This is a genomic window from Streptomyces sp. NPDC093085 (genome assembly GCF_040683935.1).
GTDB lineage: Bacteria > Actinomycetota > Actinomycetes > Streptomycetales > Streptomycetaceae > Streptomyces.
Genome location: NZ_JBFBFB010000008.1, coordinates 13,155 through 38,280, shown reverse-complemented (window position 1 = coordinate 38,280; position 25,126 = coordinate 13,155). Strand labels below are relative to the sequence as shown.

21 protein-coding genes are annotated in these 25,126 nt (G+C 71.3%); 4 read left to right on the top strand and 17 right to left on the bottom strand.

Going from position 1 to position 25,126, the window contains the following annotated elements; all coding sequences use genetic code 11:
* Positions 1-389 precede the first annotated feature (389 nt).
* From glmS to AB0O07_RS22205, 13 genes are all read right to left on the bottom strand, one after another.
* Positions 390-2,219 carry a glutamine--fructose-6-phosphate transaminase (isomerizing) gene (gene glmS, locus AB0O07_RS22265; protein ID WP_365635881.1) on the bottom strand — a complete coding sequence of 610 codons (1,830 nt, stop codon included), beginning with the start codon at positions 2,217-2,219 and terminating at the stop codon, positions 390-392.
* Positions 2,220-2,293: 74 nt separating this feature from the next.
* Positions 2,294-2,569, bottom strand: a complete 276-nt coding sequence (locus AB0O07_RS22260; RefSeq protein WP_365635879.1) for a hypothetical protein — start codon at positions 2,567-2,569, stop codon at positions 2,294-2,296.
* 110 nt (positions 2,570-2,679) lie between these two features.
* Positions 2,680-3,615 (bottom strand): DUF4429 domain-containing protein, encoded by a 936-nt coding sequence (locus AB0O07_RS22255; protein WP_365635877.1) that lies wholly within the window; start codon positions 3,613-3,615, stop codon positions 2,680-2,682.
* A gap of 121 nt (positions 3,616-3,736) precedes the next feature.
* A complete protein-coding gene (locus AB0O07_RS22250; RefSeq protein ID WP_365635876.1) occupies positions 3,737-5,560 on the bottom strand; it encodes an IucA/IucC family siderophore biosynthesis protein in 1,824 nt (607 codons plus the stop codon).
* Positions 5,557-6,267 carry a GNAT family N-acetyltransferase gene (locus AB0O07_RS22245; protein WP_365635875.1) on the bottom strand — a complete coding sequence of 237 codons (711 nt, stop codon included), beginning with the start codon at positions 6,265-6,267 and terminating at the stop codon, positions 5,557-5,559. The genes AB0O07_RS22250 and AB0O07_RS22245 overlap by 4 nt, the downstream gene beginning before the upstream one ends.
* Positions 6,264-7,574 (bottom strand): lysine N(6)-hydroxylase/L-ornithine N(5)-oxygenase family protein, encoded by a 1,311-nt coding sequence (locus AB0O07_RS22240; RefSeq protein WP_365635873.1) that lies wholly within the window; start codon positions 7,572-7,574, stop codon positions 6,264-6,266. Before AB0O07_RS22240 ends, AB0O07_RS22245 begins: the two co-directional genes overlap by 4 nt.
* Positions 7,558-9,000: an aspartate aminotransferase family protein gene (locus AB0O07_RS22235; protein ID WP_365635871.1), complete on the bottom strand. Its 1,443-nt coding sequence runs from the start codon at positions 8,998-9,000 to the stop codon at positions 7,558-7,560. The genes AB0O07_RS22240 and AB0O07_RS22235 overlap by 17 nt, the downstream gene beginning before the upstream one ends.
* 212 nt (positions 9,001-9,212) lie before the next feature.
* Complete coding sequence (locus AB0O07_RS22230) at positions 9,213-10,052, bottom strand: siderophore-interacting protein (RefSeq protein ID WP_365635869.1); 840 nt, start codon at positions 10,050-10,052, stop codon at positions 9,213-9,215.
* 5 nt (positions 10,053-10,057) lie between these two features.
* Positions 10,058-11,074, bottom strand: coding sequence for an ABC transporter substrate-binding protein (locus AB0O07_RS22225; protein ID WP_365635867.1), 1,017 nt, complete (start codon positions 11,072-11,074; stop codon positions 10,058-10,060).
* Positions 11,075-11,239: 165 nt separating this feature from the next.
* The gene (locus AB0O07_RS22220; RefSeq protein ID WP_365635865.1) at positions 11,240-12,400 is read right to left on the bottom strand and encodes an acyl-CoA dehydrogenase family protein; all 1,161 of its coding nucleotides are present in this window, start codon (positions 12,398-12,400) and stop codon (positions 11,240-11,242) included.
* A 3-nt stretch (positions 12,401-12,403) separates the two neighbouring features.
* Positions 12,404-13,357 (bottom strand): hydroxymethylglutaryl-CoA lyase, encoded by a 954-nt coding sequence (locus AB0O07_RS22215; protein ID WP_365635863.1) that lies wholly within the window; start codon positions 13,355-13,357, stop codon positions 12,404-12,406.
* Positions 13,354-15,420 (bottom strand): biotin carboxylase N-terminal domain-containing protein, encoded by a 2,067-nt coding sequence (locus AB0O07_RS22210; protein ID WP_365635862.1) that lies wholly within the window; start codon positions 15,418-15,420, stop codon positions 13,354-13,356. Before AB0O07_RS22210 ends, AB0O07_RS22215 begins: the two co-directional genes overlap by 4 nt.
* 79 nt (positions 15,421-15,499) lie before the next feature.
* The gene (locus tag AB0O07_RS22205; RefSeq protein ID WP_365636229.1) at positions 15,500-17,116 is read right to left on the bottom strand and encodes a carboxyl transferase domain-containing protein; all 1,617 of its coding nucleotides are present in this window, start codon (positions 17,114-17,116) and stop codon (positions 15,500-15,502) included.
* 228 nt (positions 17,117-17,344) lie between these two features.
* On the opposite strand from AB0O07_RS22205, the gene AB0O07_RS22200 reads away from it, so the two are divergent.
* Positions 17,345-18,091, top strand: coding sequence for a TetR/AcrR family transcriptional regulator (locus tag AB0O07_RS22200; protein ID WP_365635861.1), 747 nt, complete (start codon positions 17,345-17,347; stop codon positions 18,089-18,091).
* A 9-nt stretch (positions 18,092-18,100) separates the two neighbouring features.
* On the opposite strand, the gene AB0O07_RS22195 is transcribed toward AB0O07_RS22200, so the two are convergent.
* On the bottom strand, positions 18,101-18,586 hold the full coding sequence (locus AB0O07_RS22195) for a peroxiredoxin (protein ID WP_365635859.1): 486 nt from the start codon (positions 18,584-18,586) through the stop codon (positions 18,101-18,103).
* A gap of 197 nt (positions 18,587-18,783) precedes the next feature.
* Here AB0O07_RS22195 and AB0O07_RS22190 point away from each other — a divergent pair, with 197 nt between their 5' ends.
* The gene (locus AB0O07_RS22190) at positions 18,784-19,563 is read left to right on the top strand and encodes a phosphatase (RefSeq protein ID WP_365635858.1); all 780 of its coding nucleotides are present in this window, start codon (positions 18,784-18,786) and stop codon (positions 19,561-19,563) included.
* On the opposite strand, the gene AB0O07_RS22185 is transcribed toward AB0O07_RS22190, so the two are convergent.
* The 3 genes from AB0O07_RS22185 to AB0O07_RS22175 all read right to left on the bottom strand — a co-directional run bounded on the left by AB0O07_RS22185 (position 19,541) and on the right by AB0O07_RS22175 (position 23,096).
* Complete coding sequence (locus AB0O07_RS22185; protein ID WP_365635857.1) at positions 19,541-20,440, bottom strand: acyl-CoA thioesterase II; 900 nt, start codon at positions 20,438-20,440, stop codon at positions 19,541-19,543. The two genes, AB0O07_RS22190 and AB0O07_RS22185, sit on opposite strands and share 23 nt — an antisense overlap.
* Positions 20,441-20,450: 10 nt before the next feature.
* Positions 20,451-21,608, bottom strand: coding sequence for an acyl-CoA dehydrogenase family protein (locus AB0O07_RS22180; protein ID WP_365635856.1), 1,158 nt, complete (start codon positions 21,606-21,608; stop codon positions 20,451-20,453).
* 63 nt (positions 21,609-21,671) lie between these two features.
* Positions 21,672-23,096 carry an MFS transporter gene (locus AB0O07_RS22175; protein ID WP_365635854.1) on the bottom strand — a complete coding sequence of 475 codons (1,425 nt, stop codon included), beginning with the start codon at positions 23,094-23,096 and terminating at the stop codon, positions 21,672-21,674.
* Between the two features lie 154 nt (positions 23,097-23,250).
* Between AB0O07_RS22175 and AB0O07_RS22170 the strand changes: the two genes are divergently transcribed.
* Positions 23,251-24,036 carry a GntR family transcriptional regulator gene (locus AB0O07_RS22170; RefSeq protein ID WP_365635852.1) on the top strand — a complete coding sequence of 262 codons (786 nt, stop codon included), beginning with the start codon at positions 23,251-23,253 and terminating at the stop codon, positions 24,034-24,036.
* Between the two features lie 196 nt (positions 24,037-24,232).
* Positions 24,233-25,117, top strand: coding sequence for a hypothetical protein (locus tag AB0O07_RS22165; protein WP_365635851.1), 885 nt, complete (start codon positions 24,233-24,235; stop codon positions 25,115-25,117).
* Positions 25,118-25,126 lie beyond the last annotated feature (9 nt).

The window sequence follows — 25,126 nt, the reverse complement described above, 5'->3', positions numbered from 1 at the left end:
CGTGACGGCGTTTCCGGCACAGAGCTGAGCCGTCGTCAACTCTCCGTGCGGCAGCGTGAATTTACTCACGCGTAGGGGTGCGGCGCGCCCCTGTGGGGGTACGTAACGGTCGTCGGGCCCGGAACGCCCGTACCTCCGTACACCCGCCCAGGTATCCGTACGAAGAGCCCGCCGCCGAGACGCCGAGAGCGGAACAGCGGTGCCTCTCCGCTGGAAGCGCCAATTCCGCTTTCAATCTCGGCCAACTTGCGATCAGGCCCACGACAGCCGCGGGCCGGTGCCCGGGCAAGCACCGGCCCCTTCGGAGAGCGCCCTCAGTGTGACGGGTGGCACGCGCTGGGGGCGCTCTCATGGCGCCGTACCGAGGTGCGCGAGGCACCTCCCGCGCCCTACTCGACCGTGACCGACTTCGCCAGGTTCCGCGGCTTGTCGATGTCCCGGCCCAGCGCCAGGGCCGTGTGGTACGCCAGCAACTGGAGCGGGATGCCCATCAGGATCGCGTCCAGCTCCGTCTCGTTCTTCGGTACGACGATCGTGTGATCCGCCTTCTCCTGCTCCTGGTGGGCCACCGCCAGGATCGGGCCGCTCCGCGCCTTGATCTCCTCCAGCGCGGCCCGGTTCTTCTCCAGCAGGTCGTCGTCCGGGACGATCGCGACCGTCGGCAGCGCCGGCTCGATCAGCGCCAGCGGGCCGTGCTTCAGCTCCGAGGCCGGATACGCCTCGGCGTGGATGTACGAGATCTCCTTCAGCTTCAGCGACGCCTCCAGCGCCACCGGATACCCCCGCACCCGCCCGATGAACATCATCGAGGCCGACTGCGCGTACTCCGCCGCCAGCTTCTCGATCGCGGGCTCCGCCGCCAGGATCTCCGCGATCTGCTCCGGCAGCCGCCGCAGCCCCGCGATGATCCTCTTCCCGTCCGCCACCGACAGATCGCGGATCCGGCCCAGGTGGAGGGCGAGCAGCGCGAAGGCGACCACCGTGTTGGTGAAGCACTTGGTGGAGACCACACAGACCTCCGGGCCCGCGTGGACATAGACCCCGCCGTCCGTCTCCCGGGCGATCGCCGAGCCCACGACATTGACGACACCGAGCACCCTGGCGCCCTTGCGCTTCAGCTCCTGCACCGCCGCCAGCACGTCGTACGTCTCACCGGACTGCGAGACCGCCACATACAGCGTGTCCGGGTCCACCACCGGGTTCCGGTAGCGGAACTCCGAGGCCGGCTCCGCGTCGGCGGGGATCCGCGCCAGCTCCTCGATGAGCTGCGCCCCGATCAGACCCGCGTGGTACGAGGTGCCGCACCCCAGGATCTTGATCCGGCGCACCCCGCGTGCCTCCCGGGCGTCCAGGTTGAGCCCGCCCAGGTGCACGGTGGAGAACCGGTCGTCGATCCGGCCGCGCAGCACCCGGTCCACGGCGTCGGCCTGCTCGGAGATCTCCTTGTGCATGTACGTGTCGTGGCCGCCCATGTCGTACGACTCGGCCTCCCACTCCACGGTGGTCGGCGTGGCCGAGGTGGTGGACCCCTCGGTGGTGTACGTACGGAAGTCGTCGGCCTTCAGCGTGGCCATCTCGCCGTCGTCCAGCGTCACGACCTGCCGGGTGTGCGAGACCAGCGCCGCCACGTCGGAGGCGACGAACATCTCCTTCTCGCCGATGCCCAGCACCACGGGGGAGCCGTTGCGGGCGACGACGATCCGGTCCGGGAAGTCCGCGTGCATCACGGCGATCCCGTACGTGCCCTCGACGAGCTGGAGCGCCTGGCGGACCTTCTCCTCCAGGGTCGGCGCCTGCGAGCGGGCGACGAGGTGCGTGACCACCTCGGTGTCGGTCTCGGAGAGGAAGACCACCCCGTCCGACTCCAGCTTCCTGCGCAGCTCGGAGGCGTTGTCGATGATGCCGTTGTGGACCAGCGCGACCTTGCCCTCGGCGTCCATGTGCGGGTGCGCGTTCTCGTCGCTCGGGGCGCCGTGCGTGGCCCACCGGGTGTGCGCGATGCCGCTGGTCCCGGCGAAGCGCTTGGGGACCCGGGACTCCAGCTCGCGGACCCGGCCCTTCGCCTTGACCATCTTCAGCGCCGCCGGCTTGCCCGCGGCGGGCTTGCCGGTGATGACGATGCCGGCCGAGTCGTACCCCCGGTACTCCAGCCGCTGGAGGCCCTCCAGCAGCAGTGGTGCCACATCACGCTTGCCGATGTATCCGACGATTCCGCACATACGTCTCTGCCCCTCCTGAAGTTCTCACGGTGCGTGCCCGCGCCGCCGTCCGTCGCCCGTGGGCCGTGCGTACGTCAGCCGTAGACGATGCGGCGCAACTGCCGGAGCGAGAGCTCCGGGGGCGCCACCGCGCGGTGCGGCAGCTCGGCCGCGATCCGCTCGAAGATCTCCGCGTTGGCCGCGCCGCCGGACTGGAGCTCCCGGTGGCGGCGGCGTACGAACTCCTCGGTCGTCTCGTCGAAGTACGCCAGCACATCGAGCACCACCCGGGCGGCCTCGCCCCGCTGGAGGGCGGTGGTGCGCACGAGGTGGTCGATGAGGTCGTCGTACGACGGGCGGCGTTCGAGCACGCGTCGATATTGCTGGGGCGGGGGAGCCTTTGCAAGAATCCTGCCCGGAATCGGGCAGGGCTACGGGAAAATGAGAGCTGAATGAGGGAGATTCTTCTACTCCCTCATGCTCAGAGGCCGCCGAGGATGGCCTGCTTGGCGGCGGTGAACTCCTCGTCGGTGAGGATCCCGGCCTGCCGCAGCTCGCCCAGCTCGCGCAGCCGGCGCAGCAGCGCGTCGTGGTCGGCAGGGGCAGGGGCAGGGGCAGGGGCAGGGGCAGGGGCCGGGACGGCCGGGGCGCCCGGGGGCTCCGGCGCGGGCCGCGAGGGCTCCGTACCGCTTCCCACGGCCTCCCCGCGGGCCTCCACGGGCGGGTGCGGGAGCCTCGCCAGGACCGCCGCGCCGACCAGGGCCATCAGCGGGTCCTTGCGGAAGCCGTAGAGGTCCACCGCGTACGGGTCGTACTCGGCCGGGAGCGTGGCGGTGTCCCCGGTGCGGACGAAGCGGAGGTAGCCGTTCTCCAGGCCCATGCTCGGCAGCCACTCCACCGCCGTCACCTCGGCGACGGAGAGCGTCCGGGGGCCGCCCGACGACTTGGCCTCCTCGGTCTTCCAGTTCCAGTCCAGCCGGATCCGCTCCCCGTCGAAGGAGACGGTCGCGTCACCCGCGCCCACCGTGAGCGGCAGCGCGGGGCCCGGCAGCAGGTAGCGGTCGACGGGGCCGGCCTCGATCCCGTCCAGGAGCAGCGCGTTCCGTACCTCGTCCACCAGGTACTCCGCCACGCCGAACCGCTTCTTCTCGACGGTCAGCACATACGGCTCGGAGCCCTCGTCCAGCCGCCCGCCCGCGATCTGGAGCAGCGGATCGGCACCCTCGCGCAGGCGCAGCCGGAGCCGCCCCGTCCGGCGCCCCGCCTCGAAGGAGATGCCCGCCACCGCCTCCAGCGGTACGGCGATCTCCCCGAGCGTCCTGCGCAGCAGGCTCACGCCCTTGTCGCCGCCGGGGACGATACGGACCGTACCGCCGTCGAAGCTCCAGGTGCCGTCCTTCTGGATGATTTCCGCCATGCCGCGATTCTCCCATCGGGCGGCCGGCGGGAAAGAGGGCCGGAAAGGGCGGAAAGGGCGGGGAGTACGGAAGGAAGAGGGGCGGGAAGGGGGGAGAGCCGTCCCTCCCCGCCCCGTACGGCTACCGCGCGAACCGCGCCAGCGGGTTGGCCAGCGTGCCGACGAGCTGGAGCGCGCCCGCCGGGTCGGTGATGTCGACCATCTGCTTGTTGTTCCTGAGCTGGAGCCGGTTGAGGCAGGAGAGCGCGAACTCCCCGTCGAACAGGTCGTACGCGGCGAACTTGTCGGCCAGCTCCGGCACCGCGTCCTGGTATCCCCGGACGCACTCGGCGACCGTACGCCAGAACGCGTCCTCGTCCGGCAGGACGCCCTCCGCGACCAGGTCGGCGGCGAGGAAACGGAGGAAGCAGTCGAAGACATCGGTGAAGATCGACAGGATCTTCATGTCCTCGGGGACCTCCACCCGGATCCGCTCGACCGCCGGCGGCAGCACCGCGTGCGGGTCCATCACCGCGATCTCCTCGGCGATGTCCTTGAAGATCGTCCGGGTGACCACCCCGTCCTCGACGACCAGGATCACATTCTCGCCGTGCGGCATGAAGACCAGGTCGTACGCGTAGAAGGAGTGCAGCACCGGCACCAGGTACGCGTCGAGATAGCGGCGCAGCCACACCTCGGCCGGCAGCCCCGAAGCGGCGATCAGCGCGCCGGCGAAGGACGAGCCGTCCCGGTCGGTGTGGAGCAGCGAGGCCATCGTGGCGAGCCGCTCGCCCGCGCCGAGCGACTCCACGGGGCTCTCCCGCCAGAGCGCGGCGAGCATTTTCAGATACGGGGAGCCCTTGGCGGTGGCCGCCTCGTACTGCCGGTGGTGGTACCCGATCGCGGCGCGCTCCCGGATGATCGAGAACCGGGCCGCGCGCAGCGTGGAGTCCGCCTCGATCACCCCCGCCAGCCAGTCGTTGATCGCGGGGGTGGCCTCCATGTACGCGGCGGAGAGTCCCCGCATGAAGCCCATGTTGAGGACGGAGAGCGCGGTTTTGACGTAATGCTTCCCGGGATCGCTCGTGTTGAAGAAGGTACGGATCGACTGCTGCGCCAGATAGGTGTCCTCGCTCTCCCCGACGCAGACCAGATGGCGCTGGGCCAGCTCGGCGGCGAAGGTGACGGAGAGTTTGTTCCACCACTGCCAGGGGTGGACCGGGATGAGGAGGTAGTCGTCCGGGTCGAGCCCCTGGCCGCGCAGGACCCCGTCGAACCGCTCCCGGGTCTCCGCCGCCAGCTCCCCGCCGATCAGGGCCCGGTAGTCGAGCCCGGCGCCCGCCGTGAAGGTGGCCCGGTCCCGGCGGGCGGCGAGCCAGACCAGCCGGATCCCGCTCGCCGTCTCGGGGGCGTACGCACGGTACTCGTCGACCCCGAAGCCGAGCCGGCCGTTGTTGGCGACGAAGCAGGGGTGGCCCTCGGTCATCCCCGTCTCGATCTCCTGGAAGCCGGCCGTGGCCAGCTCCGCCGAGGTGACCGGCTTCTTGGTGAGTTTGTACGCCGTGCCCGCGAGCGTGGAGGAGATCTCCTCCAGATAGACGGGGAGGACCTCGGGGGAGAGCCCCAGCGTCTCGCGCAGCTCGATGAAGAAGTCGAGCGGGTCGAGCGCCAGTTCGTCGTCGCCCCGGTGGCGCCGTATCGAAGCGGCGGGTATCCGCCAGTGGTCGAGGGCGAACCGGCGCGCGGTGAAGTGGTACGCGGTCGCGCCGTCGTCGCTGAGCACCCGGTAGCGCTCCTCGCCCAGCGGCTCGGGGGTCAGGATGCGCTCGTGCGAGAACTCCGCGAGGGCTTTCCGGATCAGCAGCCGCCCGGCCCGCTCCCAGAGCTCCGGGGTGAGATGGGCGACGGCGTCGGTGAGGGGCGCGGACGCCGGAGCTTTCGCGGCGGGTACGGTCGGGCGGCTCATCGGGTGACTCCTTGTACGGCGGGCGCGGGGGTCGTGGTGGGCGCGGGTGTCGCGACGGGCTCGGCGGAAGCGGTGGGCTCGGCGGTCGCGGTGGTCGTCGCACGCTCGGCGAGCGCGGCGTGGAACATCTCGCGCGTGCAGAAGGACAGATACGCGTCCTTCTCGGGCTTTTCGAGTTTCTTCTCGATCCGGAAACCGACCGCTTCGTTCAGGGCGTGGACGGCGGTGTTCCGTACATCCGGCTCCACCACCACCCGCCGTACGGCCGGGTCGTCGAAGAGCAGCGCCATCACCGTGGTGATCACCGCCCGGGTGAACCCGTGCACCCGGCGGTCGCCCTCGACCGGGGCGACCAGGAAGTGCATCCCGATGTCCCCGGGCTCCGCGTCGTACATCCCCTTCAGCTCGACCTCCGCCGGGTCGTACCGCTCGATGAGGAAGGCCGGGACCCCGTTGTGCAGCCCGATGAACGCGTCGTGGTGCTCGGCGGCGGCGATGCCCATGTACTCGCGCTCGACCTCCGGCAGCGAGGCGCCCTGCATCAGCCAGAAGGCGGCCTTGGGGTGGGTGACCCAGCCGTGCAGCAGTTCGAGGTCGGCGAAGGGGTCGACGGCGCGCACCTCGAAGAGGCCCAGCGTCTCGTCCGTACGGGAGAAGAGAACATCGTCGCGGCGCGGGGCGCCGGCCCGGCGGTCGTGGTCGGTCATCGGACGGTGCCTTCCGGTGCGGCGAACTCCTGGAACGCGATGGCCTTCTCGACCGGGTAGTACTCCCGCCCCAGCAGCTCCCCGATGATGTACGCGTTGCGGTACGGGCCCATGCCCAGGTCGGGCGAGGTGATGCTGTGGGTGTGCACGGCGGCGTTCTGGAGGAAGATCTCGTTCCCCGCGGTGTCGATGGCGTAGTTGCGCGCGACATCGAACCGCCCGTGCCCGTCGTACCGGATCCGGTCCTCGACCGGGGCGAGGAACGCGGGCGCGACGTACCGGTACCCGGTGGCGAGGACCAGCCCCTGCGTGGCGAGCGAGAACTCCCGCTCCTGCTCCTCCTGGCGGAGCCCGAGGGTGTAGGTGCCCCGGCCGGCCGAGGTCTCCTCGTACGCGGCGGAGGTGAGCGCGGTGTTGGAGAGCAGCCTGGTGGGGACGGGGCCCTTGAGGTTCTTCTGGTAGAGCAGATCGAAGATCTCGTTGATCAGCTCCGAGTCGATGCCCTTGAAGAGTCCCTTCTGCCCGGCCTCCAGCCGGTAGCGGGTCGCCTCCGGCAGCGCGTGGAAGTAGTCGATGTACTCCGGGGAGGTCATCTCCAGCGTCAGTTTGGTGTATTCGAGCGGGAAGAAGCGCGGCGACCGGGTGATCCAGTTGAGCTGGTAGCCGTAGGTGTCGATGTCGGAGAGCAGGTCGTAGTAGATCTCCGCGGCGCTCTGCCCGCTGCCGACGAGGGTGATGGACTCCTTCTTCTGGAGCTCCGCCTTCCCTTGCAGATAGCGCGAGTTGTGCAGCATGTCGCCGCCGAGCCCCCGGCAGGAGTCGGGGACGTACGGCGGGGTCCCGGTGCCGAGGACCAGGCGCCGGGCCCGGTAGGTCTCGTCGGCGGTGCGGACCTCGTACAGGGCGCTCTCCGCGTCGTACGCGACCTCGGTCACCGTACGGTTGAAGCGGATGGAGCCCAGTTTCGCGGCGGCCCAGCGGCAGTAGTCGTTGTACTCGGTGCGCAGCGGGTAGAAGTTCTCCCGGATGTAGAACGAGTAGAGCCGCCCGGACTCCTTGAGGTAGTTGAGGAAGGAGTACGGGGAGGTCGGGTCGGCGAGCGTGACCAGGTCCGAGAGGAACGGGGTCTGGAGATGGGCGCCTTCGAGGAACATCCCGGAGTGCCACTCGAAGTCGGGTTTCGACTCCAGGAAGACTCCGTCGAGTTCGTCGATCGGCTCGGTCAGGCAGGCAAGTCCCAGGTTGAAGGGGCCGAGCCCGATGCCGACGAAGTCGTACGGCGCGCTGCGCTCAGGAAGCGTGGACAAGGTTCTCTCCCAGGTACTGCTCGGCGTGGCCGGCGATCAGATCGAGGACGGCGGCGATGTCGCGGACGGTCGTCTCGGGGTTGAGCAGGGTGAACTTCAGATACTGCCGGCCGCCCACCGCGGTGCCCGCGACGACCGCGTCGCCGGAGGCGAAGAGCGCCTTCCGGGCGTGGAGGTTGGCGCGGTCGATCTCGGCGGGGCTGGTGACGGGCTCGGGGATGTAGCGGAAGACCAGGGTGGAGAGCTGGGGCTCCACGACCACGTCGTACCGGGGGTCGGCGGCGAGGAGCTGCCACCCCTCGGCGGCCAGGTCGCAGACCTCGTCGAAGAGCTCCCCGATGCCGTCGGCGCCCATGACGCGCAGGGTCATCCAGAGCTTCAGGGCGTCGAAGCGGCGGGTGGTCTGGAGCGACTTGTCGACCTGGTTGGGGATGCGCTCCTCGACCGTACGGCGCGGGTTGAGATAGTCCGCGTGGTACGTGGCGTGCCGCAGGGTGGCCCCGTCCCGTACCAGCACGGCGGAGGAACTCACCGGCTGGAAGAACGACTTGTGGTAGTCGACGGTGACCGAGTCGGCGTGCTCGATGCCGGCCAGCAGCGGCCGGCGGGTGAGCGAGGTCAGCAGCCCGCAGCCGTACGCGGCGTCGACATGCATCCAGGTGTCGTACTGCTCGCAGAGCGCGGCGATCTCGGGCAGCGGGTCGATGGAGCCGAAGTCGGTGGTGCCCGCGGTGGCGACGACGGCCATCGGGGTGAGCCCCTCGGCGCGGCACCGCTCCAGCTCGGCGGCGAGGGCGACGGCCTGCATCCGCTTGTTCCGGTCGCAGGGGACGGAGACCACGGCGTCCGGGCCGAGGCCGAGGAGCGTGGCGGACTTCTGGACGCTGAAGTGGCTGCACTCGGAGGCGAAGACACGGAGTTTCGCCGGGTCGTCCGCTTTGGCCTCCTCGCGGGCGAAGAGCAGCGCCTGGAGGTTGGACTGGGTGCCGCCGCTGGTGAAGACGCCGTCGGCGCTGTCGCCGAGGCCGATGCGGCCGGCGGTCCAGTCGATGAGGCGGCGCTCGATCAGGGTGCCGCCCGCGCTCTGGTCCCAGGTGTCCAGGGAGGAGTTGACGGCGGAGAGCACGGCCTCGCCGACGACGGCGGGTATCACCACCGGGCAGTTGAGATGGGCCAGGTAGCGGGGGTGGTGGAAGTAGACGGCGTCCCGCAGATAGACGCTCTCCAGCTCGTCGAGGGCGGCCGAGGTGTCACCGAGGGGGGTGTCGAGGTCGACCGCGTCGACCACGGGGGCCAGGGCGTCGGGGGTGATTCCGGTGAACGGCCGGTCCGTTGTGGCGAGTCGGTTCGCCACCCGCTCGACTCCTTCGGTGACGGAGCGTCGGTAACGGTCCGCCGTCGCGCCATTGAGCAGGTGCGCACGCATGCTGGGGTCCTCCCGGATGTGGGGGCGGGGGTGTGCGGGGGGTGGTACTGAATGAGATGAACAATTAGTTAGGTTAGCCTAACCTTAGTTTCTCTTTCCCTCTCATGCCGAACCACCCCATGTGTGACAGAGCACGTTTGACGCGCGCTCAGGGGCGGGGGAGGCGGTGGAGAGGAGGCGCGGGGCGGTCCGGGGCGGTCCGGCGGCGCGCCCTACGCGGCGACCGCCTCCCGGGTCGCCGCCTCGCGCAACTGCTCCTCGCTCAGGCCGCGCCGCCAGTACCCGACAAAGGTCACCCGGCGCCGGTCGATCCCGCGCTCCTGGACGAGATGGCGGCGTACCGCCTTGACCGTCCCCGACTCCCCGGCGATCCAGGCGTACGGGGCGGTGCCGCGCGGCTCGAACCGGCGCAGCTCCGCCACCGCCTCCGGCGCGCCCTCCTCCCGTACCAGCCAGGTGATCCGGGCGTCGGCGGCGGTGGGCAGGGGCTGCCGGTCGGCGGAGTGCGGTACGTCGATCCAGACGTCGGCCCTGAGCCCGGCGGGCAGCCACTCCAGGATCGCCGCGGTGGCGGGCAGCGCCGTCTCGTCGGCCCAGATCACCACGGAGTCGGTGCCGGCCGGCGGGCGGAACCGCACCCCCGTGTTCTCCGTCACCGCCGGGCCCAGCAGGAGCACCCGGTCGCCGGGGGCGGCCCGGCCCGCCCAGCGGCAGGCGGGTCCGCCGTCGGGGTGGAGCGCGAAGTCGATGTCGACCTCGTCCGGGCCGCGGCGCTGCTCGCGCAGGGTGTACGAGCGCATGACCGCCCGGATCTCCTCGGGCAGCGCCCGCCAGGCGGCCCACCAGCCGTCGCCCGCCTCGACGGGGACGACCGGGGCGGGCTGGCCGGGGTGCGGGAGGAAGAGCGAGAGGCTCTGGTCGCGGCCCCCGGAGGCGAAGGACGCGAGGTCGTCGCCGCCGAAGGTGACGCGGACCAGGGACGGGCCGAGCCGCCGCGTCCGTACGACCTGGAGGGAGAAGAAACGGAACGGTGCGGTCTCAGCCGTCTTCATGGGTGTCAGCCGACCTTCTTCGCGGTTTCGATGGCCTTGGCGAGATCTTCGAGCAGCGGGGCGCACTTGTCGTAGGAGAAAATGGGCTCGGTGGTACGCGGGATGACCTGGCCGGCCTTGACGGCGGGCAACTGCTCCCAGGTCGCCTTGGACGTCAGCGCCGAGGGCTGGAGGGCCGAGGAGCGGTTGTCCATCATGATGATGTCGGCCGGGTACTTGCCGACGTTCTCCCAGCTCAGCTCCTCGAAGAAGCCCTGGGCGTTGACCTTCGGGGTGACGAACTCCACGCCGAGTTCCTCGAAGTAGCGGGTGTCGGCGGCGGACTTCGCCAGGGTGACGTAGAAGAGGTCCTGGCTGGCGGAGCCGACCAGGACCCGGATGCCCGGGTTGGCCTTGGCCGCCTGGCGCAGCCGCTCGGCTGCCTTCTCGAAACGCTCCCTGGCCGCCGTCACCTTGGCGTTCTTGAGGTCGGCGCCGAGCGACTCGGCCAGCTCGGCATGGCGCAGGATCGCCGTGGGGATGGTGGTCTCGGCGGCCCAGAGGGCGACCGAGGGGGCGAGCTTGAGGATCTTGTCCTTGGACTGGTCCGGCACATACCAGAGCGCGTCCTTGATCCACATCGCGGTGACCAGGAGATCGGGGTCGAGCGCCGCGTACTTCTCGACATTGAACTCGCCGTAGACGTTGCCGAGGATCTCGACCTTGCCGATGTCGAGGTCACCGGCCTGGACATCGGGCTTGCCGTCGGCCGTCTTCGTCGGCCCGAAGACGCCCTTCACCGCGACACCGTAGTCGTGGAGCGCGGCGGCGGTCCCCACGAAGGCGACGATGTTCTTCGGCGTGGAGCCGGCCTTCACCGTCTCGCCGCGGTCGTCCTTGAAGGACCACGGACCGGACTTCCCCTCGGTCGCGGTGGAGGGCGAGCCGCCACCGCAGGCGGCGAGCAGCACACCGAGTCCGGCGGCTCCACCGGCGGCCAGCAGGCCGCGGCGGGTGAGGGGGAACACTCGGTCTGTGGTCATCGGCTCGTTCGCTTTCCCTGCATACGGTGTGGCCCTGGCGGCCGGTGGTTCATTCGAAGGCAGGTTAGCCTAACCTCACCGACTCTCCCAGGGTGCGTCCACGATGTGCCCAGGGAACGCAGGTCCCCGCCGCCGTCTGACCGGCCCGGCGGCGGGGGCTCCGGATCAGTCGGGAAGCCCCAACTCCCGTGCGATCAGCATCCGCTGGACCTCGCTCGTCCCTTCGCCGATCTCCAGGATCTTGGCGTCGCGCCACATCCGGGCCACCGGATATTCATTCATGAACCCGTAACCGCCATGGATCTGGGTGGCGTCCCGGGCGTTGTCGACCGCCACCGTCGACGAGTACAGCTTGGCGATGGCCGCCTCCCTCTTGAACGGCTCCCCGTGGGCGAGCCGGGAGGCCGCGTCCCGCCAGCCGATCCTGGCCATATGGGCCCGGGTCTCCATGTCCGCGATCTTGAACTGGATGGCCTGGTTGGCACCGATCGGCCGGCCGAAGGCGTGCCGCTCCCGCGCGTACGCCACCGACTCGTCCACACACCCCTGGGCGAGTCCGGTCGCCAGCGCGGAGATAGCGATCCTCCCCTCGTCCAGGATCCGCAGGAACTGCGCGTACCCCCGGCCCTCCGCGCCGAGCAGATGGTCCAGCGGGACCCGGACATCGGAGAAGGAGAGCTCCCGGGTGTCCGACGCGTTCCACCCGACCTTCGAGTACGGGGCGCCGACCGTGAACCCGGGGGTGCCCGAGGGCACGATGACCGAGGAGATCTCCGGCCGCCCGTCCGGCTTCCGCCCGGTGACGGCGGTCACGGTCACCAGGCCCGTGATCTCCGTCCCCGAGTTGGTGATGAAGCACTTGGTGCCGTTGATCACCCAGGAGTCGCCGTCGCGCACGGCCGTGGTCCGCGTACCCCCCGCGTCCGAACCGCAGTCGGGCTCGGTCAGCCCGAACGCGCCCAGGATCTCCCCCGAGCAGAGCCGGGGCAGCCACTGCCGCTTCTGCTCCTCGGTGCCGAACCGGTATACGGGCATGGCGCCCAGCGAGACCCCGGCCTCCAGGGTGATCGCCACGGAGGAGTCGACCCGGGCCAGCTCCTCCAGAGCGATCCCGAGCGCGAGATAGTCGCCGCCCATCCCGCCGTACTCCTCGGGGAACGGCAGCCCGAAGAGCCCCATCCGCCCCATCTCGCGGACGATCTCGTACGGGAACTCGTGCCGCTCGTAGAAGTCGCCGATCTTGGGCGCGACGACATCATGGGCGAACTCCTCCACCGTGCGGCGCAGTTGCTCGTGCTCGGCGGAGAGGCGGTGGTCCAGGGACATCGGTCACTCCTTGGTGGACGCGGGCGCGGAGAGCGCGCGGACGGTACGGGACGGACTGGGGCGGCCCAGCTCCCCGGCGAGCCAGGCGCTGGTCCCGGTGAGCCTGCCGAGGTCGACCCCGGTCGCCACGCCGAGGCCGTCGAGCATCCACACCAGGTCCTCCGTGGCGAGGTTCCCGGTGGCGCTCCGGGCGAACGGGCAGCCCCCGAGCCCGCCCGCCGAGGCGTCCACGGTCGTCACCCCGTGCTGGAGGGCGGCGAGGGTGTTGGCGAGCGCCTGGCCGTACGTGTCGTGGAAGTGCACCCCGAGGGCGCTGGTCGCCACGCCCTCCTCGTTCAACTCGGCCAGCAGGGTCTGGACATGGCCGGGCGTGGCGACCCCGATGGTGTCCCCGAGGCTCAGCTCGTCGCACCCCAGCTCCATCAGCGCCTTGGCGACCCGGACGACCTGATGGACCGGGACGGGCCCCTCCCACGGGTCGCCGAAGCACATCGACAGATAGCCGCGGACATGCATCCGCTCCTCGCGGGCACGGGCGACGACCGGCGCGAACATCGCGAGCGACTCGTCCACCGTCCGGTTGAGGTTGGCCTGGGCGAAGGACTCGGTGGCACTGGCGAAGACGGCGATCCGGCGGGCCCCGAGCGCCAGCGCCCGGTTGAGCCCCCGCCCGTTCGGCACCAGCACCGGGAGCGCCACCTCGCCCTGCAACTCCGAGACGAGCGGGAAGAGCGCCTCGGCGTCCGCCAGTTGGGGGACCCACTTCGGGTGCACGAAGCTGGTGGCCTCGACGGTGGTCAGCCCGGCGTGCGCGAGCCGGTGGATGAACTCGGCCTTCACCTCGGTCGGGACGACGACCTTCTCGTTCTGCAACCCGTCCCGCGCACCCACCTCGTGGATCCGCACCCGGGGCGGCAGCCCCTGCGCAGGAACGGCCATCGGCAGCCCCTCGGTCATGACTCCCCGCCTTCCCGCCCGGCGCCGTCCGCCACCCCGGCGGGGGTGACCACGGCGAGGAGCTGGTCCATGGCGACCGTCGTGCCGGGGGTGACCTCCAGCTCGGTCACCGTGCCGTCATGAGGCGCCGCGATCACGTGCTCCATCTTCATCGCCTCCACGACCAGCAGGCTCTGCCCCGCCACCACCGCGTCCCCCACGGCCGCCTTCACGACGGTGACCGTGCCCGGCATCGGCGCGGTCAGCGCGTCCACCCCGCCGCCCGCCCCGGCACCCCGGAGCGCCGCCTCGACCGGGTCGAAGTTCTGGACATGCCAGCTCTCCCCGTCCCGGCCCAGCCACTCCCCGGCCCGGTGGAAGGTGTGGGTCACCCCGTCGACCGTGACGGTGACCCGGTCGGCCGCCACCCGGAACACATCCGAGGCCCGCACCTCCTGAGTAACGGGTTCATGTCCCGCTACACGCAACGGATGGCGTACGGGCGCGGGCTCACCCCCCAGCCGCCACCCGCTCGGCACGGAGAACGGATCCACCCACCCGGATCCGGCGCCCGGGCCGGTGCCCGCCACCGAGCCCGATCCTGGCCCCGAGCCCGGCGCCCGGCCGGTGCTCGGCCCCGGCCCCGCTCCCGGTGTCAGCTCCGCCTGGCGGACGGCCGCCGCCGCCGCGTAGACCTCGGGCGGCACCCCGTCCGGCACCAGGCCGTCCATCGCCCGCTCCACCAGCCCCGTGTCCAGCTCGCCCGCGACCACCGCCGGGTGCGCCAGCAGCCGCCGCAGGAAACCGGCGTTGGTCGGGACGCCCAGCGTGACCGTCTCCGCCAGAGCCGCCCGCAGCAGCCGCAGGGCGGTGGCCCGGTCCGGGCCATGGGCGATGACCTTCGCCAGCATCGGGTCGTACATACTGCCGATCTCCGTACCGACCGCCAGCCCCGAGTCCGTCCGCACCCCGTCGCCCGCCGCCTCCCGCAGCGCCAGCACGGTGCCCCCCGAGGGCAGAAAGCCCCGGCTGCCCTCCTGCACGGAGACCGTCTCCGCGCAGATCCGGGCCTCCACCGCGTGCCCGGTGAAGCCGATGTCCTCCTGGGCAAAGGGCAGCTCCTCCCCGGCGGCCACCCGGAGCTGCCACTCCACCAGGTCGAGCCCCGTGATCAGCTCCGTGACCGGATGCTCCACCTGGAGCCGGGTGTTCATCTCCATGAAGAAGTACGAAGCGGGGTCGTCGCCCGGGACGATGAACTCCACCGTCCCCGCCCCCGCGTACCCGCAGGAGCGCGCCGCCCGCACCGCCGCCTCGCCCATCGCCGCCCGGGTCGCCGGGTCCAGCAGCACGGACGGCGCCTCCTCGATCACCTTCTGGTGGCGGCGCTGGAGCGAGCACTCGCGCTCCCCGAGGTGCACCACGTTCCCGTGGGTGTCCGCGAGGACCTGGATCTCGATATGGCGCGGCCGGTCCACCCACCGCTCCAGCAGCAGCGTGTCGTCCCCGAACGAGGAGCGCGCCTCGCGCCGGGCCGCCGCGATCTCCTCCGCGAGCGCCGCCTCCGCCCGCACCAGCCGCATCCCCTTGCCGCCGCCGCCCGCCGAGGGCTTCAGCAGCACCGGCATCCCGATCTCGCCCGCCGCCGCGGCCAGTTCGCCATCGGTCAGCCCGCTCCCGGTCGACCCGGGCACCACCGGCACGCCCGCCGCCCGTACCGTCTCCTTCGCCCGGATCTTGTCGCCCATCAGCTCGATCGCGGTGGCGGGCGGCCCGATGAAGACCAGCCCCGCCTCCGCACAGGCCCGCGCGAACCCCGCGTTCTCCGAGAGGAACCCGTACCCCGGATGGACCGCCTGGGCGCCGGTACGCGCCGCCGCGTCCAGGATCCGGTCGGTGCGCAGATAGCTCTCCGCCGCCGGCGCGGCTCCGATCCGTACCGCCGTGTCCGCCTCCCGCACATGGCGGGCGTCCGCGTCCGCGTCGCTGAAGACCGCGACCGCCCGCACCCCGAGGGCCCGCAGCGTCCGGATGACACGGACCGCGATCTCCCCGCGATTGGCCACCAGGACCGTGTCGAACATGCCCGCTCCCACCCTTGTCTCCGCCGTCACCTTCGTCCTCGTCCCCGCTGCCGCCGTCGAAGCCATCGCCGCCGCCCCCTCACATCCGGAAGACGCCGAAGCCCGGTTCGCCGAGCGGGGCGTTGGCGCACGCGGTCAGGGCGAGCCCCACCACCTGGCGGGTCTCCAGCGGGTCGATCACCCCGTCGTCCCAGAGCCGCGCTGTCGCGTAACAGGCGTCGCCCTGGGCCGCGTACTGGGCGCGGATCGGCTCCTTGAACGCCTCCTCGTCCTCGGCGCCCCACTCCTCGCCGCGCGCCTCGATCTGGTCCCGCTTCACGGTCGCCAGGACGGACGCGGCCTGCTCGCCGCCCATCACCGAGATCTTGGCGTTGGGCCACATCCACAGGAAGCGGGGGGAGTAGGCCCGGCCGCACATCGAGTAGTTGCCCGCCCCATACGAACCGCCCACCACCACCGTGAGCTTCGGCACCCGCGCGCAGGCCACCGCCGTCACCATCTTCGCGCCGTGCTTGGCGATCCCGCCCGCCTCGTACTCCCGGCCCACCATGAAGCCCGAGATGTTCTGAAGGAAGAGCAGCGGAATGCCGCGCTGATCGCACAACTCGATGAAGTGGGCGCCCTTCTGGGCGGATTCGGAGAAGAGGATGCCGTTGTTGGCGACGATCCCGACCGGATGGCCGTGGATATGCGCGAACCCCGTCACCAGCGTCGTCCCGAACTCCGCCTTGAACTCGGCGAACCGCGAGCCGTCGACCACCCGCGCGATCACCTCCCGCACGTCGTAGGGCGTACGGGGGTCCACCGGCACCGCCCCGTACAGCCCGGCGGGATCCACCGTCGGCTCCTCGACCGGCCGGACCGGCCAGGGGAGCGGCCCGCGCGGGGGCAGCGTCGAGACGATGGTGCGGACGATACGGAGCGCGTGCGCGTCGTCCTCCGCGAGATGGTCGGTCACCCCGGACGTCCGCGCGTGGACCTCCCCGCCGCCCAGCTCCTCGGCGGTGACCACCTCGCCCGTCGCCGCCTTCACCAGCGGCGGGCCGCCGAGGAAGATCGTGCCCTGCCCGCGCACGATCACCGCCTCGTCGCTCATCGCCGGGACATACGCCCCGCCCGCCGTGCAGGACCCCAGCACCGCCGCGATCTGCGGAATCCCGGCCCCCGACATCCTGGCCTGGTTGTAGAAGATCCGGCCGAAGTGCTCCCGGTCCGGGAAGACCTCGTCCTGCATCGGCAGGAAGGCGCCGCCTGAGTCGACCAGATACAGGCACGGCAGCCGGTTCTCCAGCGCCACCTCCTGGGCGCGCAGATGCTTCTTCACCGTCATCGGGTAGTACGTACCGCCCTTGACCGTCGCGTCGTTGGCGACGATCACCACCTCGCGGCCGCTGACCCGGCCGATCCCGGCGATCACCCCGGCGGCCGGCGCGGCCCCTCCGTACATCCCCTCCGCCGCGAGCGGCGCCAGCTCCAGGAAGGGCGAGCCCGGGTCGAGGAGGGTGTCCACCCGCTCGCGCGGCAGCAGCTTCCCGCGCGCGGTGTGCCGGGCCCGCGCCCGCTCCCCGCCGCCGAGGCGCACGGCGGCCAGCCTCGCCCGCAGCGCGTCGGAGAGCGCGCCGTGCCCCACCTCGTTCGCCTTCCAGGCCTCGGACGCCGGGTCGGCGGCGCTCGTCAGCACCGGCGCCCGCGCCACCACACGCCCCGCGACCGCCCCCGCGTCCGGCCCGTCCACCCTGGTCACCTGCCTCGTCGGCTGCCGCATCGCTGTCAGCTCCCTCGCTCCGCGCGCCCTCGCGCCACCCCGTGCCGGGACCGCCCCCGCACGTGTCCTGCCAGGGAGTATCTGCCCGGGCGTTAGTGAGCGTTAACCTCACTCGTTCAGGTTAACGATCGCTAACGGCGTTGTCTAGAATGATGTCCCATGAGCACCCGAACCGCCGCCCCGAACCGTCGCGAGCAGATCCTCCAGCAGGCCGCGCGCCTCTTCGCCGAGCGCGGGTTCCACGGCGTCGGCGTCGACGAGATAGGCGCGGCCGTCGGCATCAGCGGCCCGGGGCTGTACCGCCACTTCGCCGGCAAGGACGCGATGCTCGCCGAACTGCTGGTCGGCATCAGCGGCCGCCTGCTGGAAGGCGGCCGGCTCCGCGTCCGCGAAGCGGCCCGCGCCGCCGGGGGCCCGCCCGCCGGGGAAGCCCCCGGCACATCGGCCGCCCCGGACACCTCCGCAGGCTCACGCGCCCCAGAGACCTCGGACACCCCAGAGGACCCGGACACCTCAGGCGCCCCCGGGGACCCCGCCGCGCTGCTGGCCTCGCTCATCGACGGCCATATCGACTTCGCGCTGGACGACCGCGCGCTGATCACCCTCCACGACCGGGAACTCGACCGGCTCAGGGAGAGCGACCGCAAGCTGGTGCGCCAGTTGCAGCGGCAGTACGTGGAGCTGTGGGTCACGGTCGTACGGGAGCTCTACCCGCAGGTGCCCGAGGCGCAGGCGCGCGGCGCCGTGCACGCCGTCTTCGGGCTGCTCAACTCGACGCCGCACCTCGGCTCCTCGTACGGCGGCGGCCTGCCCGGCCGGGCCAGGACGGAGACGCTGCTCAGACGCCTGGCGCACGGTGCCTTCGCCGCGCTGGGCGACGAGGGCACCGTACGGCTCACCCCGTGACCGGAGGCGTCACCCGGTGGTGAGCCCCGACAACTCCCTGGCCAGCGTCTCCACCGTCTGGAAGGTCACCCCGAGCAGCGCCACATGCTTCCAGTGCACCGTGCCGTCCGGCGCGACCAGGAACACCGACCGCCGCACCCCGATCCCGGGCGCGGCCACCCCGAGCGCCTTCGCGACCGACCGGTCGGTGTCGGCGAGCAGCGGGATCCGCAGATCGTGCTTGCGCGCGAAGGCCTCATGGCTGTCGACATCCTGCGGGCTGATGCCCCAGACCTCGGCCCCCAGGTCGGTGAAGGTCTCCAGGCCGCTGGAGTACGAGCAGAGCTGCTTGGTGCAGACGGCGGTGTCGTCCCCCGGGTAGAAGGCGAGGACCAGCGGATGCCCCCGGCGCTCTTCGAGGCGGTACTCCCGCCGCACGAAGGTGTCGCCGTCGAACACGCCACCCGGCAGGGTGAAGGGCTCGACGAGGGTGCCGCGATCGGGTGAAGCTGCCACTGGTGACTCCCGGTTGAGATGGAACGCGTGGATGTACGGAGTGGATGTACGGATCTGCGGACGCACGCCTGGGCCGGCGTACGGAGGCGCGGATCCACGGACCACAGTGGACCACTCCCGGGAGCTCTCCGGCGCCGGGTCCCCGCCGGATTGGCCGGGAAGAGACACCCCCGCCGGGCGGACGGCACAATAGGCGCATGCCGATACCCAGTCGCCCCGCCCTCGTGGAACATCTCGTCCGTACGCGGATCGCCGGCGATGTCGCCACGCCCCGGGACAACAACCTCCGCCACTACCGCAAGCTCGCCAACGGCGACCGCCACTACTGGCTGGGCCTGGAGCTGGGGGACCGGTGGACGGATGAGCAGGATGTGCTCGCCGTGATGGCGGAGCGGTGCGGTGTGAACGACGATCCGGAGCACCGGGCCGGGCAGGACACCATCGATCCGGAGCTGACGGTCGACGCGCTGGAGCGGATGGCGGCGCGGCTGCGGAAGGCCGCCGACGCCAAGGAGCGCGTGCTCTTCGCGACCGGGCACCCGGGCGGACTGCTGGACGTGCACGGGCAGACCGCCGCCGCGCTGCGCGCCGCCGGATGCGAGATCGTCCGGATCCCCGGCGGGCTGACGGCGGACGAGGGCATGGTCTTCCAGGTCGCGGAGGTCGCCGTGCTGGAGCGTGGCGCGACCCTCTGGCACACGCACTCGCCGGAGCCGATGCGGGCCATCCTCGACGGCCTGGAGCGGGAGGGCAGACCGCAGCCCGACCTGGTCGTCGCTGACCACGGGTGGGCCGGGTGTGCCGGGCAGCGGGGGATCGACTCCATGGGGTACGCGGACTGCAACGACCCCGCGCTCTTCCTCGGTGAGGCCGAGGGCACCCTCGTGGTGACGGTCCCGCTCGACGACCACGTCACGGACCTGCGCTTCTACGACCCGATGACGGCGTATCTGCTCAACGCGGCGGGGCTGCTCTGACCCGGGGCACCCGCAGCACGCCCTCCTGGACCACCGAGACCGCCAGCGCGCCGTCCCGGGTGAAGATCCGGGCCTGCCCGAGCCCCCGCCCGCCCGAGGAGGACGGGGAACTCTGGTCGTACAGCAGCCACTCGTCCGCGCGGAACGGCCGGTGGAACCACATGGCGTGGTCCAGGCTCGCCCCCACCACGTCCCCGACCGCCCAGCCGCCCCGCCCGTGGGCCAGCAGCACCGAGTCCAGCAGCGTCATGTCGGAGATGTACGTCGCCAGACAGATGTGCAGCAGGGGATCGTCCGCCAGCTTCCCCGCCGTACGGAACCACACCTGGGAGCGCGGTTCGCGCGGCTGCCCCACGCCCGCGTACGGCGGCGCGTCCACATAGCGCAGATCGACCGCCTCGCGCGCCCGCAGCAGCCACTCCGCCATGACCGGGTCCACGAACCGCCCGGCGTGCCGGGCCACCGTCTCCGCTCCGGTCTCCAGCGTCTCGGGATCGGGGGCCGGCGCCATCTCCGTCTGGTGCTCAAGACCCTCCTCGTACCGCTGGAAGGAGGCCGAGAGATGGAAGACCGGCCGGCCGTGCTGGATCGCGACGACCCGGCGCGTGGTGAAGGAGCGGCCGTCCCTGATCCGGTCGACGGTGTAGACGATCGGCGCTGCGGGGTCGCCGGGCCGCAGAAAGTACGCGTGCAGCGAGTGCGCCGTACGGTCGGACGGCACCGTACGCCCCGCCGCCACCAGCGCCTGCGCCGCCACCTGTCCGCCGAAGACGCGCGGGACGACCCCGGAGACGGCGGAGCTCCGGCCGCGGAAGATGTCCCGCTCGACCTGTTCGGGGTCGAGCAGGTCGAGCAGGACGGCGAGCGCGTCGTTCATGGGCGCGGGGTCAGAGTCCCATGGACTTGGAGATGATCATCTTCATGACCTCGCTGGTGCCGCCGTAGATCCGGTTGACGCGGTTGTCCGCGTAGAGGCGGGCGATCGGGTACTCGTTCATATAGCCGTACCCGCCGTGGAGTTGCAGGCACTTGTCGATCACCCGGTGCGCGACCTCCGTGGTGAAGAGCTTCACGGAGGCGGCCTCGGCTGCGGAGAGCTCGCCCAGGTCGTGTGCCTCCAGCGCGCGGTCCACGACCGCTTCCGCCGCGTCCACCTCGGCCTTGCAGCCGGCCAGTTCGAACTTGGTGTTCTGGAAGGACGCGACGCTCTTGCCGAAGACGGTCCGTTCCTGGACGTACGCCTGGGCGAACCGGATCGCCGCAGCGGCCTGCGCGTACGCCCCGACGGCGATGCCCAGCCGCTCCTGCGGGAGGTTCTGCCCGAGGTAGGAGAAGCCCTTGTTCTCCTCGCCGAGCAGATCCCCGACCGGCACCTTGACATCGGTGAAGGAGAGCTCGGCGGTGTCGGAGGTCCTCAGGCCCAGCTTGTCGAGCTTGCGGCCGACCGCGTACCCCTCGGACGTGGTGTCCACGACCAGCAGCGAGATCCCGTGCCGCCGGTCCTCGGGCGTCGGCGCGGCGGTCCTGGCGCAGACGATGACACGGTCCGCGTGGACGCCCCCGGTGATGAACGTCTTCGCCCCGTTCAGGATGTAGTGCGTGCCGTCCTCGGAGAGCTTGGCGGTGGTCTTCATCCCGGCCAGGTCGGAACCGGTGCCCGGCTCCGTCATGGCGATCGCGTACATCGCCCTGCCGCTGACGAAGTCGGGCAGCCAGCGCTTCTTCTGCTCGTCGGTCGCGTACGCCTTCAGATAGGGCAGGCAGAGCGCGACATGCACGCCGGAGCCGCCGAAGGAGACCCCCGCGCGGGCGCACTCCTCGGTGATGACGGCCTGGAACTTGAAGGAGTCCTCGCCCGCCCCGCCGTACTCCTCGGGCACCTCGATCCCGAAGATCCCCAGCTCGCCGAGGGTGTGGTAGAACTCGCGAGGCGCCTGCCCCGCCGCGTACCACTCGTCGTACACCGGGACGACCTCGGCCTCGATGAAGGCGCGGATGGTCTCCCGGAACGCCTCGTGGTCCTCGTTGTAAACGGTACGGCGCACGGGAAGACCCCCTGTGGTTCGCAACTGGCCGGAGCACTCGATTAAGCGCTTGCTCAGTCCAAGTTACCCGGCGGTTCGTTCGGGTGTCCAGAGACTTTCGGCCCCCTTGTCGGTCCCGGCCCCCGCGTCGGCCCCCGCCGCCGCATCGGACCCCGTGCCGGCGGCCGGCCAGTGCGCGTACTCCTGGCCGGCGCGGCGGCCGGGCGCGGTCTCGGGCATGAAGAGCAGGGTGACGACGGAGACGGCCACCAGCGCGGCCACATAGAGGGCGACCCAGAGGTAGGAGCCGTCCCCGGCGATCAGCAGCGCGGCGGCGACCACGGTGAAGGGGCCGCTGGCGATCATCGAGCCGAACTGCCAGACCACGGAGACCCCGGTGTAGCGGGAGACCGAGGGGAACAGCTCGGGGAAGTACGAGGCCTGCGGCGCGTACGTACCGGCGTGCCCGAACGCGAGACCGGCCACCAGCAGCGCCGTGATCAGGAACATGCTGCCGCTGCGCACCGCCTCGAAGGCGGGCACGATCAGCGCCAGATTGAGGACCGCCGCCGTCAGGTAGACCGGGCGCCGTCCGACCCGGTCGGTGAGCCGGCCCAGCAGCGGGATCATGACGAGCTCGGCGGCGATCGCGATGATGACCGCGTTCAGCACCATGGCGGTGTCGACCCCCTGGGCGTTCGCGTACGAGACCAGGAACACGGTGTAGAAGGGGAAGACGGCGGCCTCGGCGAACTTGGTCAGCAGCCCTCCGAGCATCTCCTTGCGGCTGTCCCGTACGAGCAGCTTCAAGGGGGCGGTCTCGGCCTTGCGGGTCTCCCTGGCGGCCTCGAAGGTCTCCGACTCGTCGACCTTGAGCCGGATGTAGAGCCCGACCACCACGACGAGCGCGCTCAGCAGGAAGGGGACGCGCCACCCCCAGGCGAGGAACTGCGCCTCCGACAGGGTTCCGGTCAGGACCGCGAAGAGGGCGGTCGGGATCAGATACGCGGCGGGGGAGCCCAGTTGGACGAAGCTGGCGTAGAACCCGCGCCGCGCCGGCGGCGCCGCCTCGGCGGTCAGGAGTACGGCACCGCCCTGCTCCCCGCCCACCCCGAAGCCCTGGACGAGCCGGACCAGCACCAGGATCACCGCGGCCCAGACGCCGATCTGGTCGTACGTGGGCATCAGGCCGACCGCGAACGTACCGAGCCCGGTGAGCAGCAGGGTGAAGACCAGGGCCTTCTTGCGGCCTATGCGGTCCCCTACGTGACCCCACACCAGGCCGCCGAGCGGACGGGCGAAGAACCCGACGGCGTAGGTGGAGAAGGCCGCGAGCGTACCGACCGCGGCGTCGACCTCCGGAAAGAAGATCTTGTTGAAGACGAGAGCCGAGGCCGTGCCGTAGATGAAGAAGTCGTAGTACTCGGCGATGGTGCCGACGACGGACGCTCCGACCACCCGTCTCAGCCCCTGCGGGCTCTTCGGTGACGTGACCGAGGGTGCGCTCATGTGCTGCCTCCTTGCAGACCTGAACATCACATGCAGACCCGAATCCCCATGGTTCAGTCTGTTCAGTCGGCTACCATACAAGTATTGCAGTGAAGGTCAAGAGATCGGCGTGCGAGATGATCGGGCGTGAGCGAGGGACCGCGGAGGGGCACCGATGGATTACCGGCCGGAACTGAAGTCGGCGCGCGCACGGGGCCGCAACACCCGGCAGCTCGTCCATGTCCTGCTCCGAGAACGCATCACCAGCCTGGATCTTGAGCCGGGGGCGGCGCTCTCGGAGAACGAACTGGCGGAGGAGCTGGGCGTCAGCAGGACCCCGGTGCGCGAAAGCCTCATCCTGCTCGCCGACGAAGGGCTGGTCGACGTCTATCCGCAGATGGGGACCTTCGTCTCGCGGATCCGGCTGCGGGACATCGCCTCCGCGCAGTTCGTCCGGGAGGCGCTGGAGTGCGCGGCGCTCACGGACGCCGTACAGCGGGCCACCGACGACGATCTGGCGGAGCTGCGGCACCTCCTGGACGAACAGACGGCGGCGGAGCGCCGCGACGACATGGAGGGCTTCTTCCGGCTGGACGAGCGCTTCCACGCCCGCCTCATGGCCGCCAGCGGACACGGCGACGCCTGGCCGGTGGTGAGCAACGCCAAGACCCAGCTCGACCGGGCCCGCCGGCTCTCGCTGCCGCTGACCCAGCAGCTCACCATCCTGGTGGGGCAGCACCGCGCCGTGGTGGACCTCCTCGCCCGGCGCGACGGGCCGGGCGCCCTCGACGCGCTCCGGAGCCATCTGCGGCTGGTCTTCAGCGACATCGAGACGATACGGGCCCGCCATCCGGAGCTCTTCAGCGACGACGAGACCGACGGACACCTCCGCCGCGCCCCGCTCCGCCGCCCCGAGGGCGGACGGCGGACCGCCCCGGCGAAGAAGCCCGGCCACCGCTGAGCTGAGCGCGCGCCCCGGACGCGCCCCGGGACGCGCCCCCGGTCGCACCCCTGGCCCCGATCGGTCCGCTTCCTCGTGCTGTGTCCCCTTGCCGCGTATCACTCGATCAGATGACGCTGGGTCGTCGTTCGGTTGGGGCGGGGGCGGCCTGGACAGGACAAGGGACCCGGTACGCCCGGGGTGAGGGGAGCACAGGTTGTCACGGTCGACGGCGCAGAAGGGGCATCCGTACGGTCGGCGGCCCGCCGGGGGGTTCGCCGATCTGGTGTGGGACTGGTCGAAGTCCGGTACGCGCCATGCGCTGCTCAGCCGGGTGGTGGGGCGGCTGCCCGGGACGCGTACCCCCGCCGCGTACCGGTTCGGGCTGGTCGAACGGCCGCACTACGCGTACGGGGTCCGGCGCGCCACCGAGCTGGCGGCCCGGCTGGGGCACCCCGGGGTCACCGTGGTGGAGTTCGGGGTGGCCGGGGGCAACGGGCTGCTGGCGCTCGCCCGGCACGCCCGGCACTACGCCGCGGCCACCGGGGTACGGGTGCGGGTGGTCGGCTTCGACAACGGCACGGGGATGCCCCCGCACCAGGACCCCCGGGACCTGCCGTACCTCTTCGGCCCCGGCTTCTACACCATGGACCACGACCGGCTCCGGGCCCGCCTGGGCGCCACCGAACTGGTGATCGGAGACCTCGCCGAGACGCTGCCCGCCTATCTCGCCCGGCGCGCCGGGGCCCTCCGGGACCACCCGGTCGGTTTCGTCAGCCTGGACCTGGACTACTACTCCTCCACGGCACGCGCCCTGGACCTCTTCCGCACCCCGGACCACACCCACCTGCTCCCCCGGGTCACCTGCTACCTCGACGACCTCCCCGGCAGCATCGAGCAGATCGGCGAGGCGGCGGCGGTCACCGACTTCAACACCGACCACCCCGGCCGCCCCCTGGGACGCGTCCTGGGCCTGCGCGCCTTCACCCCCTTCGACCCGCCCTGGGCCGACCAGATCTACGCCCACCACCGGCTGGACCACCCCGACTACGCCCGCCTCGAAGTCGGCGCCACGGGCGACCAACTCCCCCTGGAGGGCTGAGCCTTGGCC

Coding starts and splice junctions, on each gene's coding strand:
- glmS (WP_365635881.1), bottom strand. CDS start 2,219: ATGTGCGGAATCGTCGGATACATCGGCAAGCGTGATGTGGCACCACTG.
- AB0O07_RS22255 (WP_365635877.1), bottom strand. CDS start 3,615: ATGGCGGAAATCATCCAGAAGGACGGCACCTGGAGCTTCGACGGCGGT.
- AB0O07_RS22250 (WP_365635876.1), bottom strand. CDS start 5,560: ATGAGCCGCCCGACCGTACCCGCCGCGAAAGCTCCGGCGTCCGCGCCC.
- AB0O07_RS22245 (WP_365635875.1), bottom strand. CDS start 6,267: ATGACCGACCACGACCGCCGGGCCGGCGCCCCGCGCCGCGACGATGTT.
- AB0O07_RS22235 (WP_365635871.1), bottom strand. CDS start 9,000: ATGCGTGCGCACCTGCTCAATGGCGCGACGGCGGACCGTTACCGACGC.
- AB0O07_RS22230 (WP_365635869.1), bottom strand. CDS start 10,052: ATGAAGACGGCTGAGACCGCACCGTTCCGTTTCTTCTCCCTCCAGGTC.
- AB0O07_RS22225 (WP_365635867.1), bottom strand. CDS start 11,074: ATGACCACAGACCGAGTGTTCCCCCTCACCCGCCGCGGCCTGCTGGCC.
- AB0O07_RS22220 (WP_365635865.1), bottom strand. CDS start 12,400: ATGTCCCTGGACCACCGCCTCTCCGCCGAGCACGAGCAACTGCGCCGC.
- AB0O07_RS22215 (WP_365635863.1), bottom strand. CDS start 13,357: ATGACCGAGGGGCTGCCGATGGCCGTTCCTGCGCAGGGGCTGCCGCCC.
- AB0O07_RS22210 (WP_365635862.1), bottom strand. CDS start 15,420: ATGTTCGACACGGTCCTGGTGGCCAATCGCGGGGAGATCGCGGTCCGT.
- AB0O07_RS22200 (WP_365635861.1), top strand. CDS start 17,345: ATGAGCACCCGAACCGCCGCCCCGAACCGTCGCGAGCAGATCCTCCAG.
- AB0O07_RS22190 (WP_365635858.1), top strand. CDS start 18,784: ATGCCGATACCCAGTCGCCCCGCCCTCGTGGAACATCTCGTCCGTACG.
- AB0O07_RS22185 (WP_365635857.1), bottom strand. CDS start 20,440: ATGAACGACGCGCTCGCCGTCCTGCTCGACCTGCTCGACCCCGAACAG.
- AB0O07_RS22175 (WP_365635854.1), bottom strand. CDS start 23,096: ATGAGCGCACCCTCGGTCACGTCACCGAAGAGCCCGCAGGGGCTGAGA.
- AB0O07_RS22170 (WP_365635852.1), top strand. CDS start 23,251: ATGGATTACCGGCCGGAACTGAAGTCGGCGCGCGCACGGGGCCGCAAC.